The 19,173-nt window shown below is 34.9% G+C and carries 18 protein-coding genes; 13 read left to right on the forward strand and 5 right to left on the reverse strand.

The genetic code is table 11. The features are described from left to right. Positions 1–5: 5 nt before the first annotated feature. Together OO013_RS10225 and pta are read right to left on the reverse strand one after the other, a co-directional pair. Positions 6–1,214, reverse strand: coding sequence for an acetate/propionate family kinase (locus OO013_RS10225; protein ID WP_266056709.1), 1,209 nt, complete (start codon positions 1,212–1,214; stop codon positions 6–8). Beyond that, positions 1,214–3,307: a phosphate acetyltransferase gene (gene pta / locus OO013_RS10230; RefSeq protein ID WP_266056710.1), complete on the reverse strand. Its 2,094-nt coding sequence runs from the start codon at positions 3,305–3,307 to the stop codon at positions 1,214–1,216. Before pta ends, OO013_RS10225 begins: the two co-directional genes overlap by 1 nt. A gap of 373 nt (positions 3,308–3,680) precedes the next feature. Here pta and OO013_RS10235 point away from each other — a divergent pair, with 373 nt between their 5' ends. Together OO013_RS10235 and OO013_RS10240 are read left to right on the forward strand one after the other, a co-directional pair. After that, on the forward strand, positions 3,681–4,856 hold the full coding sequence (locus tag OO013_RS10235; protein WP_266056711.1) for a pyridoxal phosphate-dependent aminotransferase: 1,176 nt from the start codon (positions 3,681–3,683) through the stop codon (positions 4,854–4,856). Between the two features lies 1 nt (position 4,857). After that, positions 4,858–5,697 carry a prephenate dehydrogenase gene (locus tag OO013_RS10240; protein WP_266056712.1) on the forward strand — a complete coding sequence of 280 codons (840 nt, stop codon included), beginning with the start codon at positions 4,858–4,860 and terminating at the stop codon, positions 5,695–5,697. Positions 5,698–5,741: 44 nt separating this feature from the next. On the opposite strand, the gene OO013_RS10245 is transcribed toward OO013_RS10240, so the two are convergent. Further along, the gene (locus tag OO013_RS10245; protein WP_266056713.1) at positions 5,742–7,430 is read right to left on the reverse strand and encodes a DEAD/DEAH box helicase; all 1,689 of its coding nucleotides are present in this window, start codon (positions 7,428–7,430) and stop codon (positions 5,742–5,744) included. Positions 7,431–7,583: 153 nt separating this feature from the next. Next, on the reverse strand, positions 7,584–8,399 hold the full coding sequence (locus OO013_RS10250; protein ID WP_266056714.1) for a 2,3,4,5-tetrahydropyridine-2,6-dicarboxylate N-succinyltransferase: 816 nt from the start codon (positions 8,397–8,399) through the stop codon (positions 7,584–7,586). An 18-nt stretch (positions 8,400–8,417) separates the two neighbouring features. Between OO013_RS10250 and OO013_RS10255 the strand changes: the two genes are divergently transcribed. The 11 genes from OO013_RS10255 to OO013_RS10305 all read left to right on the forward strand — a co-directional run bounded on the left by OO013_RS10255 (position 8,418) and on the right by OO013_RS10305 (position 18,682). Beyond that, positions 8,418–9,506, forward strand: coding sequence for a glycosyltransferase family protein (locus OO013_RS10255; protein WP_266056715.1), 1,089 nt, complete (start codon positions 8,418–8,420; stop codon positions 9,504–9,506). A gap of 129 nt (positions 9,507–9,635) precedes the next feature. Further along, positions 9,636–10,292, forward strand: coding sequence for a metal-dependent transcriptional regulator (locus tag OO013_RS10260; RefSeq protein ID WP_266056716.1), 657 nt, complete (start codon positions 9,636–9,638; stop codon positions 10,290–10,292). Beyond that, the gene (locus OO013_RS10265; RefSeq protein WP_266056717.1) at positions 10,277–11,194 is read left to right on the forward strand and encodes a metal ABC transporter solute-binding protein, Zn/Mn family; all 918 of its coding nucleotides are present in this window, start codon (positions 10,277–10,279) and stop codon (positions 11,192–11,194) included. The genes OO013_RS10260 and OO013_RS10265 overlap by 16 nt, the downstream gene beginning before the upstream one ends. Further along, positions 11,191–11,967: a metal ABC transporter ATP-binding protein gene (locus OO013_RS10270; protein ID WP_266056718.1), complete on the forward strand. Its 777-nt coding sequence runs from the start codon at positions 11,191–11,193 to the stop codon at positions 11,965–11,967. The genes OO013_RS10265 and OO013_RS10270 overlap by 4 nt, the downstream gene beginning before the upstream one ends. 4 nt (positions 11,968–11,971) lie before the next feature. Further along, complete coding sequence (locus tag OO013_RS10275; protein ID WP_266056719.1) at positions 11,972–13,267, forward strand: metal ABC transporter permease; 1,296 nt, start codon at positions 11,972–11,974, stop codon at positions 13,265–13,267. Beyond that, positions 13,267–14,133, forward strand: coding sequence for a metal ABC transporter permease (locus tag OO013_RS10280; protein WP_266056720.1), 867 nt, complete (start codon positions 13,267–13,269; stop codon positions 14,131–14,133). Before OO013_RS10275 ends, OO013_RS10280 begins: the two co-directional genes overlap by 1 nt. 43 nt (positions 14,134–14,176) lie before the next feature. Beyond that, positions 14,177–14,539, forward strand: coding sequence for an Hpt domain-containing protein (locus tag OO013_RS10285; RefSeq protein WP_266056721.1), 363 nt, complete (start codon positions 14,177–14,179; stop codon positions 14,537–14,539). A gap of 55 nt (positions 14,540–14,594) precedes the next feature. Beyond that, complete coding sequence (locus tag OO013_RS10290) at positions 14,595–15,074, forward strand: thioredoxin family protein (RefSeq protein WP_266056722.1); 480 nt, start codon at positions 14,595–14,597, stop codon at positions 15,072–15,074. Between the two features lie 115 nt (positions 15,075–15,189). Further along, on the forward strand, positions 15,190–17,487 hold the full coding sequence (locus tag OO013_RS10295; RefSeq protein WP_266056723.1) for a TonB-dependent receptor: 2,298 nt from the start codon (positions 15,190–15,192) through the stop codon (positions 17,485–17,487). Position 17,488: 1 nt separating this feature from the next. Beyond that, complete coding sequence (locus tag OO013_RS10300; RefSeq protein ID WP_266056724.1) at positions 17,489–18,316, forward strand: DUF4249 family protein; 828 nt, start codon at positions 17,489–17,491, stop codon at positions 18,314–18,316. Between the two features lie 42 nt (positions 18,317–18,358). Further along, the gene (locus OO013_RS10305) at positions 18,359–18,682 is read left to right on the forward strand and encodes a C1orf53 family protein (RefSeq protein WP_266056725.1); all 324 of its coding nucleotides are present in this window, start codon (positions 18,359–18,361) and stop codon (positions 18,680–18,682) included. Here the strand turns inward: OO013_RS10305 and OO013_RS10310 are convergent. Continuing rightward, positions 18,673–19,170 (reverse strand): hypothetical protein, encoded by a 498-nt coding sequence (locus OO013_RS10310; protein ID WP_266056726.1) that lies wholly within the window; start codon positions 19,168–19,170, stop codon positions 18,673–18,675. The two genes, OO013_RS10305 and OO013_RS10310, sit on opposite strands and share 10 nt — an antisense overlap. Positions 19,171–19,173: the final 3 nt, after the last annotated feature.

A 19,173-nucleotide genomic window follows, 5' to 3' on the forward strand; every position in this document is an offset into this window, starting at 1 on the left:
CAACATCATCTTTCCAATACATCATAAGTTCTTTGGGCAATAGCTAATTCTTCATTCGTAGGAACTATCAAAATATTTATTTTACTATTTTCAGAATTAATTTTCCGGACCATCTCACTTCTGTTTGAATTTAAATTTTTGTCTAACTCTATGCCAAAATAATCAAGATTCCGGCAAATCTCCTTCCTGATAAAATCACTGTTCTCTCCTACTCCGGCTGTAAAAACCAATGTATCAAGTCCATTCATAATAGCAGTAAAATTGCCTATGTATTGCTTAATTCTGTAAGTGTACATATTAATAGCCAGAGAAGCTGATTTGTCACCTTTTTTCATTCGTTGTTCCAAATCTCTCATATCGCTATCTCCTCCTATCCCGTATAACCCACTTTCTTTGTTGAGAATCTTATCTACTTCCCCCGCTGACAGATTATGATTGTTGATCATATAAATCGGAACTGATGGATCCAGATCTCCACTTCTCGTGCCCATTATTAATCCGGCTAAAGGAGAAAAGCCCATAGAGGTATCAACACATTGACCGTCTTTTATAGCAGCCATACTAGCCCCATTACCTAAATGAAGAGTGATGATTTTTTTTGAATTTGCATTTCCCAGGAATTCCCGGGCCTTTTCAGTTACATAACGATGTGAAGTACCATGAAAGCCATATGCCCTGATATGATGATCTGTATACCATGATTCGGGTATTGCATACCGATATGCGACTTCAGGAATTGTTTGATGAAATGCAGTATCGAAAACCCCAACCTGAGGAATGCCAGGAAATACTTCTTCACATACCTCAATACCTGTATAATTAGGAGGATTATGCAAGGGAGCAAGATCAAATAAGCTTTTTATTTGATTTTTGACTTCTTGGTCAATTACCATTTGACCTGAAAATTTTTCTCCTCCATGAACAATCCGGTGTCCGATAGCATTTAAATCTTCTGAAGATTCCAAAACCCCAATTTTTGGATCAATTAATAAATCAGATATTTGTTTTAATCCATCCCGGTGATCTTTGATTTCTCTTTCTAATTTTTCAGATATGATATTATCTTCAACTCTCCTGTCATATTTTAAAACAGAACCTTCCTGGCCTAACCTATCTACCATTCCTTCTGCCAAAACATCAAAAGATGAATTATATATATCAAAAAGCTTATATTTTATTGATGAACTACCTGAGTTTAAAACTAAAATTTTCATTATTTCTCTTGTGCCTGTATTGCTGTTATTATAACTGTATTCACTATATCATCTACCTTACAACCTCTACTTAGGTCATTAACCGGTTTATTAAGCCCTTGAAGAACTGGCCCTATCGCAATTGCACCAGTTTCTCGTTGTACGGCTTTATAAGTATTGTTACCTGTATTTAAATCCGGGAAAATCAGAACAGTAGCTTTACCTGCCACAGGTGAACCTGGCAATTTTTTATCACCAACTGAAGCATCTACTGCAGCATCATATTGGATTGGCCCATCAATCGGTAAGTCAGGAAATTTTGACTTAACTATTTCTGTTGCCTTTCGTACTTTTTCAACCTCTTCACCCTTCCCACTGGAACCACTACTATAACTTAACATAGCTACACGTGGTTGTATCCCAAAATTTAAGGACGTTTCTGCTGATGCTATTGCAATTTCGGCTAATGCTTCCGCATCGGGATTTGGATTGACCGCACAGTCACCATAAACTAAAACTCTGTCAGACAGGCTCATAAAGAAAACTGAGGAAACCACATTGTAATCCGGTTTTGTCTTAATTAACTGTAACGCGGGCCTGATTGTATGCTGTGTAGTATGTACTGCTCCACTTACCATTCCATCGGCATCTCCTTCCAGAACCATCATTGTTCCAAAATAAGAAACATCATTGATCAAATCACGAGCCATATCATGATTTACACCCTTATGCTTTCTCAATTCTACAATCTTATTAATGTATTGCGGAGTTTTCGCATTTATTTTCGGATTTGTTATAATAATATGCTTTGAATCAAGTGATATAGCTAATTTATTGGCTTTAAGCTTGAGCTCTTCTTCATTACCTATAAGTATCAATTCCACTATATTTCGTTCTGCCAGAATTGATGCAGCACGCAGAATTCTTGGATCATCTCCTTCAGGCAAAACAATCCTTTTTATATCTGACTTAGCCTTTTGAATTAACTGATACTCGAACATTTTAGGTGTTAGTCCTTCGATTTTAATGTCCGCTAGCTCTTTTTCAAGTTTATCAGTATCAATATATTTCTCAAATATTGATAGACTATTTTTTATTTTAAGTGCATTATCATGTGTGATATATGAGTGAATCTTATTATAATTAGATACAGTTTCGTAGGTATTTGTCTTGACAGACATAATCGGAATTAAATCAGAAACACCTCGTAATAAATTATCAATAGAATGATCAGGTTTAAAACCTGTACTCAATAAAATACCTGAAACTGCCGGATAGTTAACCGAAGCATGCGCCTGGAGAACTCCTAATATCACATCTGCCCTGTCTCCTGGTGTAATAACCAGAGAATTTTCTAATAACCTCGGGAGGAAGTTTTGTACCTGCATTGCTGCAGTAGTAATATGAAATGCCTGATTATCTAAATTATCTTCACCATATAGAACTTCAGCATTAAGTTGTTCTGCGATTTCCTTCATAGTCGGGCTTTCTAATATCTTATTATTAGGTATTACAGCCTTGATAATTGACTCATCAGGAATTCTGTTATTGAGATTCTTTAATAGCGGTTGAATATTTTTTTCAGATACTTTATTTATGATTACCCCCATTATCCGGCATCCTTTATCAATAAAACTATCATATGCTAAAAACAAAGGATTTAGAGTCTCATCGATATTTCTCCCTGTGCCCTTTCCTACCACCATAACCGGACATCCCAGGTTTTTAGCGAGGGTAGCATTAATATCAAATTCGAATGAAACACTATCGACTGAAAAATCCGACCCTTCACATATGACAAAATCGCACTTCTGTTCGAGGTGCTTAAACTTTGCTATAACCTTTTCAATCACCCAATCCTTTTTACCTTCCTGGATTAATTTTAATCCTTCATCCAGGTAAAAGGCATAAGTATCTTCATAATTGATCTGAAGATTAAAGTGTTTTAATATTAATTCGATGTTTTTATCACGTTGCCCTGCTTGCCTACTGATAAAGGGTCTGAAAATACCAATCTTATTAGTCTTTCTTAAAAGGATTTCGGATATGCCAAGTAATACAAGGGATTTGCCACATCCTGATTCTGAGGTAGTTAAATATATTGATCCGGCCATATCATTTTTATGATCTTATTTAAGTTAAAAATAACAATTGAATAGCGAAATGACTGATAAATACACCCCTTTTTCAAAAATTATTCTGTTATTATTTTCGTATAAATTATTGGAATTTTTACGATTTAATTAACCTAACACCCGTTAGATTACATAAATATTAAATATTTACGCAATTAATTAGTGAATTTATTTTTATTATTAACTTTAATTACCTTTATTGCAATCAATGAAAATGAACACAACTACATATTACTACTATTACTATTTACCGAAGCCACCAGGGTTCTCGTAATAGATAATATGTATTAAAAATACTATTAATATAAGAGGCCCAAGAGGCCTCTTTTTTTTTTGCCTAAACTTTGAGGTTATGAGTATTAAAATCGCAAGAAGGTTATCGGGAAGTAAAGAATATTATTTCTCAACCAAATTAAAACAGCTTTCTGAAATGAAAGAAAATGGCATCGATATCCTTAACCTGGGTATCGGAAGTCCTGATATGGCTCCTCCTGAAAATGCAGTTTTATCATTAATCAGGGAAGCTGGTAAAAGTGAAACTCATGGCTATCAAAGTTATCGTGGTTTACCTGAATTCAGAACTGCTGTTCAGGAGTTTTACCAAATACATTACCATTCTCAAATATCAGATAATAATGTACTTCCTTTGATAGGCTCTAAAGAAGGACTGATGCATATAGCAATGACCTACCTGGAAAAAGGAGATATTGCACTGGTGCCCGACCCGGGATACCCAACGTATGAAGCTGTTACTCGCATGGCAGAAGCCACCCCCGTAAAATATAAATTAAACGAAAAAAATAAATGGCTAATTGACACTGGTTATTTAGAAAACCTAATAAAAAGCTTTCCAGTTAAAGTTATTTTTATGAACTACCCGCATATGCCCACCGGAGCAAGCGGAACGATAAATATGTTCAAAAGGGTTTTAAAAATAGCCGAAGAGAATAATATATTATTAATAAATGATAACCCCTATTCGTTCATATTAAATGATAGTCCTATTAGCGCATTACAAGCTTATGGAATTCATCCCAATTTGATTGAACTTAATTCCCTCTCAAAATCACATAATATGGCCGGGTGGAGAATAGGTTTCATGGTAACGAGTGAAGAACACATTTCCAACATTCTGAAATTTAAAACAAATATGGATTCAGGTATGTTCTTACCTGTTCAAATTGCTGCAGCTAAAGCATTAAAAAGCTCAAAAACCTGGTTTGACAACCTAAACAAGGAATATAAAAAAAGAAAACTTGTAGCTATGAAGCTACTGGACCAATTGGAATGCAAGTATGACACGAAAGCTTCGGGTATGTTTATTTGGGCCAGAATACCGGATACTTTTTCCAATGGAGAGGCCTTATCAGATCATATTCTGAATGCAACAGGAGTTTTTCTCACTCCAGGATTCATTTTTGGCGAACAAGGAGATAAATTTATTCGAATTTCGCTTTGCTCCTCTGTTAATACATTTGAGGATGCATTGAATAGAATATTAAGTATACCTAATAAAATAGCTATATAATATGACGATTGGTATCATTGGACTGGGCTTAATTGGTGGGTCCTTAGGACTTGCCCTTAAAAAGCTTAATTATAAAATTTTGGGTTTTGACAATAATCCAATCCATCGCTCGGCAGCTTTAAAATATGGATTAATTGATAAGGGTGTTGCTGATATTGAACTATTACTTAATGAAGCTGAAGTAATTATAATAGCTACGCCGGTTACTGCCATTGAACAATTGGTCACCACCTTATTGAGATCTTCAAGGTCAGATCAGGTATTGATCGATTGTGGCTCTACTAAAAAATCTATTTGTGAAATAGCTAATTTATGCCCTAATAGAGACAGATTTGTTGCAGCCCACCCTATTGCCGGTACGGAATTCAGCGGTCCTGCTGCTGCAATTTCAGATTTATTTACCGGGCAAAAAATGATATTGTGTGATAGCGAAAAATCAAATAAGAGGTCACTGCAGATTGCTCGGAGTCTGTTTACTGAGCTGGGGATGGAACTCATCTATATGCCCTCAGATGAACACGATATCCATTTGGCTTACGTCTCACACTTATCACATGTTTCTTCTTTCGCTTTGAGCTTAACAGCTCTTGAAATTGAAAAAAGCCATGAGCAAATCCTGAATCTCAGCGGTTCTGGTTTTGCCTCAACAGTAAGGCTCGCCAAAAGTAATCCTGACACGTGGAAGTCAATTTTTTTAGCTAATAAAGAAAACCTTTTGGTTGCAGTAAAGGAGTATCAAAATCAACTTAGTAATCTTCAAAAGGCCCTGGAAAATGAAAATTCAGAAGAACTCCTGAAGCTAATGACAAGGGCAAGTGAGATCAAAAAAATATTGAAATAAAAAAAGCCCCTAAAAAAGGGGCTTTAAAAAAATCTATATTAAGTTTACTTAATATTGTCTCTATTTACTCTGAGAGGTCGCCCATTGACTTCCACTCCTCTCATTGAGGAAGAAATACGATCAGTGAACTTTTTATTAACAGAGAAGTAAGAATGTGTTCTGAAAATATCAATAGAAACAAGGTCTCTTTGAGGTATACCCGCCTGCTGGCTGATAAACACTGCAAGATCTTTCTTGTTCATACTGTCCATCTTTCCAATGTTGATAAAGTACCTAGGGTAATCATTATCTCCTCTGGAAGGCTGGTTCGAATTTCTCGCTCTTTCAGATCTGTTATCCTTTCTACGGTCACTGCGATCATTTCGATCACTTCTTCTTCCACTTACTTCACTATTCTTTCTGTTCTCTTCTAGTTTATCAATTTGGTTAACTGCCTTATACATTTTACCAAACTCAGAATCCACTAGCATAGCAACCAGTTGTTCTCTTGAAAAGTGATTTAATTGCTTAGCTACATTTTCAGTTATTTCAGCTGGTATTCTCTTTTCAGCTTTATCAACCTTTTTCTGTAATCCTCCTACCCAATCACTTAATTTTTCCTGGATGATCTCATTGACATCAGGCATTTTGAAAGGCTCAAAGTCAATTCTTAATCTTTTTGCCAGGTTTTTAAGCTTTGAACGATCTCTTCGACCAATGAAAACTACAGAAGTTCCTTTAGAACCTGCTCTTGCCGTACGACCACTTCGGTGAGTATAGAATTCGATATTATCAGGAATACCAAAATTAAATACATATCCGATATCCTTTACATCAATACCTCTTGCCGCTACATCAGTAGCAACCAGAAGCTGGATTTTCTTTTCTCTGAACTTACGCATTACCTTATCCCGGTGAGCCTGAGTAAAGCCACCATGTAATACTTCAGTATGGATCCCTGCGTTTTGCAGAGCTAAACCTACATCTTCAGATTCTGCTTTTGTACGGCAGAATAAAATTGCTCCAGCCTCCTTTTCAACATGAAGGATGTTTTTGATAATATCAACCCTTGTTTCACGATTAGTTTCGATATAAGCATGAGTGATTCCCTCATTTACTGTTTCTCTTTTATCGACCTTAATTTCGTGTGGATCATTCAAATAATTTGAAGCGATATGTCTGATACCTTTTGACATTGTCGCTGAGAATAACCAGGTATTCTTTTCATTTGGTGTAGTCTCGAGGATAGTATCAATATCCTCTTTGAAGCCCATGTTTAACATTTCGTCGGCTTCATCCAGTACTACATAATTTACTTTAGAAAGATTAACTTTTTTTCTGTTAATCAAATCAATAAGTCTTCCGGGCGTTGCTATTAATATATGTGGAGCTTTGCGCAGCGCTTTAATTTGCTGCTCAATAGAGGCACCTCCATAAACAACTTCAATATTTACAGCTTTCGCAAAAGCAGCAAATTGTTTAAGTTGTTGAGCTACCTGTTGCCCCAATTCACGCGTCGGCACAAGGATTAAGCCCTGGGTGTTGGAGATGGTTGAATCAACCTTCTCAAGCAACGGTAAACCGAATGCAGCCGTTTTACCGGTGCCGGTCTGTGCCAACGCTGTTATATCCTTTTGGTTTGCTAATAAGAAAGGGATTGCTTCCCTTTGAATCGGAGTGGGTTCTTCAAATCCTAGTTTTTCAATACCTTGAACAACTACAGGAGAAAGACCCAAATCAATGAATTGTCTCAATAGAATATTTATATTTTTGAAAGCGCAAAGATAAGATTATTTTAATGAAATAGCAGTGTTTATTCAAATATTAATTACAAAGACAGAATTATATTGAAAATAAAAAAAACCGGAAGGTCTCCCTGCCGGTCTTAATTCTTAAGTTATTAATTATCAAACTGCTACATCATTCTCGCGTAAAGCATCATTAAGTGAGGTTTTCAGGTCTGTACTTGCTTTCCTTTGCCCGATTATCAGGGCTGCTGGAACCTGGTAATTCCCGGCAGGAAATTCTTTTGTATAGGAGCCTGGAATTACAACAGATCTTGGAGGAACATAACCTTTGTAGATCACAGGTTCATCTTTTGTAACATCTATAATTTTAGTAGATCCTGTAAGTGTAACATTCGCACCCAGAACGGCTTCTTTCCCCACTTTAACTCCTTCAACTAATATACAGCGCGATCCGATAAAAGCTCCGTCTTCAACAATCACTGGAGCTGCCTGCACCGGCTCAAGAACTCCCCCGATTCCAACACCACCACTCAAATGAACATTTTTACCTATTTGAGCACAACTTCCTACTGTTGCCCAGGTATCAACCATCGTCCCTTCATCAACATATGCCCCGATATTTACATACGAAGGCATCATAACGACACCTTTCGATATGTAGGCTCCATATCTGGCCACTGCATGAGGAACTACCCTTACGCCTAATTTATCATAATCGCTTTTGAGCATCATCTTGTCATGGAATTCAAAAGGACCAACTTCTATCCTTTCCATCTTACGAATCGGAAAGTATAATATTACTGCCTTTTTGATCCAGTCGTTTACTTGCCAGTCATCACCTGAAGGCTCAGCGGTTCTCATAGTTCCTTTGTCAAGTCCTTCGATAACTTCTTCGATCGCTTTCTGAGTTTTCTGCTCTTTCAATAACTCTCTGTTTTCCCAGGCTTCTTCAATTACTTTTTGTAATTCAGTCATTGTTTTTACTTTTATTCCATGAATAGAAAAATTCTTATTGCGTCAACCACCAAACCAGTCGACGATACCAGGATGACAGACAAGATTGCAGCCACGCTGGCAGAGGTGCACAAATATACAATTTACGTTATTGGATTCCCATCAAAATTCAAACCCGTCTATTCAAATATAAATTTTTTCAGTATTCCGAAGGCAGGTTTATCGTTAGCAAAAAGACTTAAAGCTTTACTTTATGTATTAAGAATACTTATTAAAGTTAAACCTGAGATAATTATAGCTACTAATACTGAAACACTGCTGGTTATGAAGGTATACCAAATAATATTTGGCGCGTATTTAGTATACGATATACAAGAAAACTATTCCCTTAACAGAAAGGCAAGAAATGGTCATAAGAGTAGCTTTATAATGAAAATGCTCGAAGCATCAAGTACGATGGAAAGATCGCTTATTAAAAAAACGGATGCCCTAATTCTGGCTGAAAAGGTTTATTCTGAGCAATTCGATATACCTGAAACGACCCCCGTTCTTTTATTCGAAAATAAATCCCTTTTAAAATCAGATAGACATATCGACCTGTCCCCTCACTTTCTCATATCTGGTACACTATCTAAATTACATGGTACTTTAGATGCAGTTAAATGGTTTGTTAATTTATATCCTAATACACAAGTAAAACTTACTGTAATTGGTCAGTATCACGATTATTCACTTATGAATGAGCTATTAGAGTTAGCAGCTAAAGTCAATAATGTAGATCTTTTCTTGTCAAAAAACCCCATCCCTCATCAACTTATACAAGAAAAGCTATTCAGTTCTACTCATGTTATATCTCCTTATCAAAACTCAGCAGCATTTAAAGGAAAAATGCCTACTAAGCTGTTTGAGGCGGCAGCACATCAGAAAATTATTATTTCAAGAAAAAATGCCACCTGGAATATGTACTTTAAGGATGCCTGGTTAATTGAAACAGATTTTGACACGAATGATAAATTAAATCAAAAAGAAAGTGTTCTAAAGTTCGAAAGAGAAGAATATAATTCTGATCGTTATACTGTGGACAAAGGAGACTTAAAGGAGTTTTTTAATAAATTAGACATATCTTAAATAATTTTACTTATTATCTAAAAATGGATTTCCTAACTGAAATAGCATATTTTCTTTAGATTTATTTATGTTAAAATATTTTTTTAGGTTAATCTAAATTTATATTTTTACGAAAACAACTTTAAGTAAATGCTTAGTTACACTGAAGAAAATTATCTTAAAGCTATTTACCACCTCTCTTCCGGTGGAGAGCATGAGGTATCAACAAATTCTATTGCCGAATCACTTCAAACTAAAGCGGCTTCAGTAAGTGATATGTTGAAAAAACTGTCGGTGAAAGAATTAGTGGAATACCGTCGTTATAAGGGAGTAAACATTTCAGAGGAAGGTAAAAAAGAAGCCTTAAAGATCATCAGAAAACATAGACTTTGGGAGGTCTTTCTTGTAAACAATTTAAAGTTTAACTGGGACGAGGTCCACGAAGTAGCAGAACAGCTGGAACATATAAAGTCTCCCCTGCTTATAAAGCGCCTGGATGAATTCCTCGGCTACCCAAGCTTTGACCCACATGGAGATCCTATTCCGGACGAGTATGGGGTTATAAAAGATAAAGCCAAGATACTCTTAAAGGATCTGGAAGAAGGGAATGAAGCTATAGTTGTGGCGGTTTCTGATGATAACCCTGCCTTTCTTCAATATTGTAGTAAGCTAGGCATAAAAATAGGCACTCCTCTTAAAGCAATAGACAAGCTGGAATTTGATAACTCAATGCAGCTTTTACTTGATGGAGATCAAAAAATAAATGTATCAAAAGAAGTATCAGAAAATATATGGGTAACCGATTAATATTTTTATTATTTGTTTCTGCCTTTCTTTTTTCTTGTAGTAATACTGAAAAAAAGGAAAACAGTGATAAGATCAACGTGCTTTCAACCACTGGAATGATCTATGATATAGCCTTAAATGTAGGCGGAGAAAAGGTTAATGCTCAATATCTTATGGGACCTGGCGTAGATCCTCACTTATATAAGGCGACACAAAACGATCTTTCTAAAATGAGAGAAGCAGAGATCATTTTTTATAATGGATTGCACCTTGAGGGAAAAATGCAGGAAACCCTTGAAAAGATAAGCAATTCCAAACCTGTAATTCCTGTTTCCTCAGGTATAAAAAAATCATTATTAAAAGAAAGCGAAGATTTTGGCGGGGTTTATGATCCACACATTTGGTTTGATGTTTCTCTTTGGAAACAGGCTGTTATTATTGTTACAAACACATTGATAAAATCAGATGAGGAAAATAAAGAATACTATCTTAACAATTCGAAGGATTATCTTTCAGCTCTGAGTGCTCTGGATGCCTGGGTTAAGGAATCAATAGCTACCATCCCTGAACAACAAAGAGTTATGATCACGGCTCATGATGCCTTCGGATACTTTGGAGATGCATATAATATAGAGGTTCGCGGATTACAGGGAATATCCACACGGTCTGAACCTGGCATTCGGGATATAAGCAGACTGACAGAATATATCACTGAAAATGATATAAAAGCTGTTTTCGTAGAAAGTTCAGTTTCTGAAAAAAGTCTCCGTGCTGTGGTAGAAGGTTGCAGGGAAAAAGGACATAATGTTCAAATTGGAGGAACTCTCTTTTCTGATGCAATGGGAGCAGCCGGTACTCCGGAAGGAACCTATGAAGGGATGGTGAGACATAATGTTAACACAATAGTTAATTCACTCAAATGACTAAAACAGCAGTTGAAATACACGACCTGGTTGTTGCCTATAACCGTAAGCCGGTATTATGGAACATCGATGCCCATCTCCCGGCTGGAAAAATAATTGGAATCATAGGCCCCAATGGTGCTGGCAAAAGTACATTGATCAAAGCAATGATGGGGCTGTTAAAGCCTGCCAGTGGTAAAATACTTTTCTTTGATAATCCCCTGGATGAGGTGAGGGAAAGAGTAGCCTATGTACCTCAAAGGGAATCAGTCGACTGGCAGTTTCCTGTTACAGTATTTGATGTAGTCTTAATGGGACGATACAAAAAAGTTGGCCTTTTTAAAAATCCCGGAAAGAGTGATAAAGAAAAAGCAAAACAGGCATTAGAGAAGGTTGATATGTATCAATTTAGGGACAGGCAAATTTCCCAGCTAAGTGGTGGACAGCAACAACGAGTCTTTATTGCCAGGGCTTTGATCCAGGATGCTGATATCTATTTAATGGACGAACCATTTGCCGGTGTTGATGCTTCGACTGAAAAAGCTATTCTGAAACTAATGAAAGAAATGGGTGAACAAGGGAAAACTGTTATAGTGGTTCACCACGACCTTCAAACTGTAATGGACTTTTTCGATTGGGTAATGATGTTAAATCAACGATTGGTAGCATGCGGAAAAACCCAGGACGTATTCATAGAAAAGAATCTTAATGACACATATGGAGGAAAACTGACACTCCTTAATGAGGTTGGACAGATATTAAGTAAAAACCAAATGCCACAAAGAGAAAAGTAATCAGATGATCGAATTTCTATCATTTCTGAAAGACCCTAATCTCCAGTATGTTCTCTGGGGGTGTATTTTATTGAGTTTCTCTGCCGGATTGATAGGTTGCTTTGCCTATTTGCAGAAAAAAGCTCTCATTGGAGATGCTATTTCACACTCAGTTTTACCAGGCGTGGCGATTGCTTTCATGCTGATTGAGGTTAAATCATTGCCTGTTTTGTTAACAGGGGCTTTTGTATCAGGGATAATTTCCCAGTACCTTGTTGTAAAGCTGTCTGAGCATCCTAAAATAAGTAAAGATACAGCCATCGGGTTTGTATTAACATTTTTCTTTGGAATCGGAATCGTATTATTGACTTTTATTCAGCAATCTGGTCACGCAGGACAAAGTGGATTAGAAGATTTTATTTTTGGTAAAGCAGCAACACTTGTTCAAAAAGACATCAATTTATTTATTGCCCTTTCTGTCATTATAATCATTGTGGTTTTACTAATGAAGAAAGAATTTACCATCGTTTCTTTTGATGAGGATTTCGCCCATACTTCCGGAATGAATGTTTCAATGATCAATAAGGTTATGACCGGCCTGTATGTAATGGCAATAGTATCCGGTATTCAGGCTGTAGGCGTAGTTTTAATGTCTGCTTTGGTGATCACACCAGCTGCAGCTGGTAGGTTCTGGACTAACAACATCAATAAATTACTGATTATTTCTTCTTTGATTGCAGGATTAGGTGGTGGAATTGGTGTGCTTATCTCCTACTCCGCTCCTCAAATGCCTACTGGTCCTTGGGTGGTTGTTGTATTAAGTGTCATCGCTCTAATTTCTTTTTTAATAGCACCACAAACTGGAATTATTAGCAAATGGTTCAATCAAAGAAAGAATAAGCAAAAAATACATAATGAAAACATACTGAAGTTACTTTATAAGATTTGCGAAAAAAGAGGCAATGTCCAATGTAGCATCGATAAAAATGAAGCAGCAGATAGATATTCATTAAGTAAAAAAGAGTTTTTCAATAAATTAAATAGACTAAACAAGAAAGGTTATTTGGAATACCAAATAAACAATCAAATTCAACTTACTAAAAAAGGAGTTGATGAGGGACAACGTATTGTAAGACTGCATAGATTATGGGAAGCTTATTTGGCTACCTATCTTAATATTGCTCCCGATCATGTTCATGATGATGCTGAGGCTATAGAACATGTACTGACTCCTGAACTGGAGGCGAAGTTAGATAGGCTACTTGACTATCCTGAGGCTGATCCACATAAAGCTAAAATTCCAAGGAAAAAGAAAATTTAATGGACGCATTGATAATAATAACAGTTGGTTTCCTGGTCGCATTTAATTGTGGTATTCTCGGTAGCTTTTTAGTACTAAGAAAAATGGCTATGATCGGTGATGCGATCTCTCATGCTGTACTGCCAGGAATCGTCATTGCATTTATGCTTTCCGGTAGCAGGGAAAATATATTCATGATGATAGGCGCTGGTGTAATAGGAGTATTTGTGACTATAATGATTGAAGTATTAACCAGAAAAGGTAAAATTCCGGTTGATGCAGCAATTGGATATAGCTTTACTTTCCTTTTTGCTATAGGGATCATTTTACTTACTGCATTTGCAGATGATGTTGACATAGATGAACAATGCGTTTTGTATGGAGAGATAATTTATATTCCTTTTAATGTTTGGGTAACCCAGGGTGGCCTTCATTTGGGGCCTACTGCCCTATGGATTGTCGGTTTGAATACATTTATAGTATTAATTGTTATATTAAGTTTTTACAAGGAGTTACTTATTACCTCATTTAATCCCGATTTTGCAGACTCAATCGGAATAAAACCGATAGTCTGGCATTATGTATTAATGGGACTTGTCAGCTATACCGCAGTATCCAGTTTTGAATCTGTCGGAGCAGTTCTCGTAGTCGGATTAATAATTATTCCGCCAGCTACTGCTTATTTAATCACAGAAAGGTTAAATAAAATGCTTATTTACACAACAATTATAGCGTTAATCACTTCTATATTAGGATATTATCTTGCATTCCTGCTTAATGTATCCGTTGCCGGTGCAATGATAACAATTAGTGGAACAATCTTTTTATTAGTATTTTATTTATCCAATCGGTATAATAAGAAGGTTATAATGTCAAAAAGCGAATGAGAATTTTAATAAAATTTGTAATTTGTATTAAAATTATAGTTAAATGGCTGATAAAGAGTTAATAGATTTAAACCAGGTAAGAAAAGTTGCATATCAGGATCCTGATTTTACCAAGGAGATCTTAAATATTTCTATACAGGAAATACCTAAGATTACTAGTGAAATAAGGACTGCCCTTAACAATAAAGATACAGAAGCTTCAAAACAAGCTGTTCATAAAATAAAACCTACTTTTTACACACTCGGATCAGTACATTACGGAGACCTTGCTAAAAAAGTACAGGATCACCTGTCAGATGGAGGGGAACTTGAGAAAGTAATTGGAGAAATTGAAGAAATTATTGCTGTTGAACCTATAATAATTGAAGAAATCAAGAAAAAACTTACTTTACTTCAGGGAATCTGACTTTCTTTGGTATCTTTTTTGAACTATACCCGTTATAAAAACAAATTATTATAACATGAAATTACTATTTAGTCTATTAGCACTTACACTTACATTAAATATAAATAGCCTGTTTGCTCAAGATTCAGACATAAACTGGCTGACTCCTGAACAACTTGAAGCTAAAGTAAAGGAAGAACCAAGGAAAATTTTCTTTGATGTTTATACTGATTGGTGTGGATGGTGTAAAGTAATGGATAAGAAGACTTTTTCTGATCCTGAAGTTGTAGAATATGTCAACGAAAACTTTTATGCTGTAAAGCTAGATGCTGAAAGCCAGGAAACATTTAACTTTATGGGCCAGCAAGCAAGCGGCGTCGGTCTTGCCAGATCTTTTAAGGTGAATTCATATCCCACTATTGTTTTTATGGACGAAAAAATGACAACGATTTTTCCTGTACCAGGATTCAGAAAGGCTGATGAATTTATGGATGTTCTTAAAAAGCTTGATGAAATGAATTTAGGACAGAATAATCAACAGCAGGGAAGTAATTAAATAATCTCAATAAAAATATATAAGGGCAGCTGTTATCAGTTGCCCTTTTTTATTGTTAAATTATTAATAAGACCTAACCTTTATACCAGACCTTTTTACTTTTAAATTTTAACGAATGGGATACATTGGTCGATTCCTCATTTGTATAATTTTATTATCTGGCATCAATTTTATATTGCATGCTCAAGACTCTTTTGTTAAAGGTAAAATAATTGATAAAACATCTAATGTCCCGGTACCATATACTCATATTCGGTTTGTAAAGAATAATAAAGGAACCACTAGTGACTTAAATGGAAATTTCAAATTAGAGTTTGAGTCATTAGAGGATTCAATCATCATTTCTTCAATTGGATATTCCAAAAAATTACTGGTAATCAAAGATTTAATAAATAGGAATGATATCAATATTTATCTGGTACCCTTAAGTACAAATCTGGATGAGGTTGCTGTTATTGCAGAAAGAATAAATAAAAAGCAATTTATTAATTCAATCTCCAATAATCAATATTCCATAAATGCTCAACAAATAAAAAACCTCCCTTCTATTTCTGGTGAATCTGATATCATTAAATCATTAACAATTTTACCAGGTACAATAAAAGGTATCGAGGGCTCGCCAGACCTATTCGTCAGAGGAGGGGATGCTGACCAGAATTTAATAATTTTCAATGGAGCCCCTGTCTTTATTACCGGGCATTTATTTGGCTTTCTCTCTGTTTTCAATCCGGATATATTAGGTGATGTAACAATGCACACCGGAGGCTTTCCGGCTAATTACGGAGGAAGACTTTCCTCCATAATTGCGATTAACTCTAAGAAAGCAGACACATCAGAATGGAATTATAATCTAAATATTGGTACGATTTCTACTTCAATAAAAGCAGAAGGCCCCGTTATTAAAAATAAATTAAGTTTTATGGGCGCTGTTAGAAGAACTTATATTGATCAGTTAGCAAAAGTATTTTCGTCAGAAGTGCCCTATTATTTTACTGATGTAAATACACAATTTGACTTTAATATTAATAAAAGATTCTCCGCACAGTATCATTTTTATATGGGAGAAGATATTATGAAATTAAGAAGAAACCGAAATGATACTTCCTCAACTAATAAAACGGATTTTGTTCTTCAAAATTTCACCCACACCCTATCAATTAGAGGAAATCTAAATCAAAATTTATTAAGTATACTTAATATATATTACACAGAATTCAAATATAAGATCAATAGCCAATTTGAAGACAATTCGCTATCTGCCGTTTCAGATATTAAGGAATATGGTATAAAACATAACTTAGTTTATACAATCAATAATAAAATTAAAACAGAGTTTGGATATGAAATAATCAATCATGATATCTCTCCTAACCTCTTAAACACATCCGGAGAAATCTCTGATTTTATTTCTTCGTCAAAAGGAAAATCAAGAGAAGTACCCGAATGGTCAATATATGGTACAGGTGAATACCATTTTAATAAATTAAAAATTGACATTGGATTGAGGTTGAGCAACATCATCTTGTCTAAAAATATATTCTATTTCAATCCTGAACCCAGGTTTAGTCTTAATTATCAAGTCAATAATAGAATGACATTGAACCTGACATATTCAAGAATGGTTCAGTATCTGCACCGAGTTTCCAGTAATGCGTTCACGTTACCTACTGACCTGTGGTATCCAGTTACCAAGTCAATCAAACCGCAAAAATCAGATCAAATAACTTTTGGCACATCATGGAATCCAGGAAGTCTTCCTTTTGTGGTAAAATCAGGAATTTATTATAAGTACATGAAAAATCTTATAGAATTTGAGGAAGGCACAAACTTAACTTTAAGTAACGATTTTGAATCAAAGTTGGTCCAGGGATTTGGAAATTCGTATGGATGGGAATTATTTATTCAAAAGAATGAAGGTAAATGGCTCGGAAATTTATCTTATACATTATCCTGGTCTAACAGAAATTTCAAAGAGATTAATAACGGGAAATCCTTCCGATCAAGATATGACCGTCGTCATAACTTAATATTTGTAAACCAATACTCATTCAATGATAGATGGTCAGTTTCTGTGCTCTGGGAATATTTAAGTGGTGCACGGTTCACTCCTATTCTTGGATATTATGCTATGATAAATTCCTCTTCTACAGGAGTTAGTCTCACGCCTCAATATCCTGATAGAAATAGTGTAAAGCTAAATGATAGTCATAGGTTAGACCTGAGCATAACTTATGATCACACAAATAAAAATAAATTTGATTGGTCAGTTAAGTTAAACCTTTATAATATATATAATAGGACATCACCTGTGGCAATCGATGTAGTCTATGATGAGGAAAATAAAAATTATAAATATGAACAACCTGGACTTCTTGGATTTTTACCTTCATTAACTTTTAATGCAAAATTTTGAAATGAGAACATTAATTTGCTTCATATTAATTTTGGTTATTCAAGGTTGCTTACCGGAACCTCTTGAGGTAGATAACATACCAACTCTTAAAAAGCAACCGGTTATAACTTCAGTAAACTTTAATGAAACTTTCCTCAATCTGATAATTACTCAAAATTTCACAGTAGAATCAAGGGTTTCAGGAGATAATATCCATTCACTTATTCAATCTCTTCTTGTAGAAGATCTGGAAATTATGATCACCACAAATAATCAGCAATTTCTTCTCACAGAATACCTCGAGGGGGTTTATTTCAATCCTGAGATTCCCGAAAAGGAAGGGAATATATATAAATTAAGTTTTTTAGATCCTTACAGTCAGGATTCAGTCAAAGCTGAAGCTACCTTAATGGAAAAAATTAGTTTTTCTGAACTTGAAACAACTTTACTATATACTGAATTTGATACTTTACTTAATATTGAGTTTACAATTAATGACCCTTTAGGGAAGAATTATTATATGATAAATACTCAAAAGGTATCATCTGATTATTATTTACTGCAATCTCCTTATGTTGAATTAATTGAAGACAATTCAGATTCATCTGAACATATTATATCCAGTTCTTTTACCATTCCATTTGAGGACTTTGCCCCAAATGACACCATTTTAGTATCTCTATCCAATATTGAAAAAAGTTACTTCGATTATTTAAAACAGAAAGATAGCCAAAGACTAATATTGATTGATGAATTGTCCGAACCCATCAATTACAAAAGTAATGTCATAAATGGACTTGGTTTTTTTACTTTGTTTAAACCAGATATAGAGATTATTAGGTTGGAATAAGAATTAATGAATATTTTTGAATAAAAATATCGTCTTTTCTAAATGGCTAATCAAATTTGTCCTGAGTGCAGGAATAATATATTTAATCCTCTAAAAAGAAAATTTCCGGAGAATATTGAGGAAACATTAAAACTTAAACCTCATACTTGCTGGCAATGCTTATTTAATGAATTGGATCAAAAAATTAAATCAATCAAAGCAGGCGAATTAGAAAATATATTAAAAGATCCGCTTTGGAATAAAAATAAGCTTATAGAGGGATTAGACTATTATAATGAAAATGGTTTAATGGTTTTTACGGAATATTTTCATTTGAAAAAAGGGTATTGCTGTAAAAATCAATGCAGGCACTGTCCTTATAATTGATCATCGTCCAGATAGCCTGCATCTTTCAATAGGTCAATAACTGGATTATAATCGGTCATGTTAAATAAAGTATCTGCTAAATAAATATTCCGTTTTCGCTCTTTATCTTCCTCGTCCGTAAAATGGATAACAAATTTCGATCTTGTCAGGCCAGTAATTCCTTTATGAAAAGAAACATGACTAATATTCTTCTTCTGGATCTTCTTTATAGAAACATTTATAATACAATCAAAAAGGCCATAAGCAAAATATATGCTGACCATTGTAAATATTCCCACAGGTATTAATTTTCCACTCTTATAAAATTCATAGGCAAGAAAAAGCATCCCTATAGAAAATACTCCATAGAAAAGTAAATTGAAGGTCTTTGTCAGTTTAAAATCATTGGCAAGGATAATACTTGCACTATCCTTATCAGAGACAATAATCTCCTCATCATTTAAATAACAAAACCCATTTTGTGTCCTAAAAAATCTGATACTTCCCATTTA

The organism is Mangrovivirga halotolerans (genome assembly GCF_026241165.1).
Lineage (GTDB): Bacteria > Bacteroidota > Bacteroidia > Cytophagales > Cyclobacteriaceae > Mangrovivirga > Mangrovivirga halotolerans.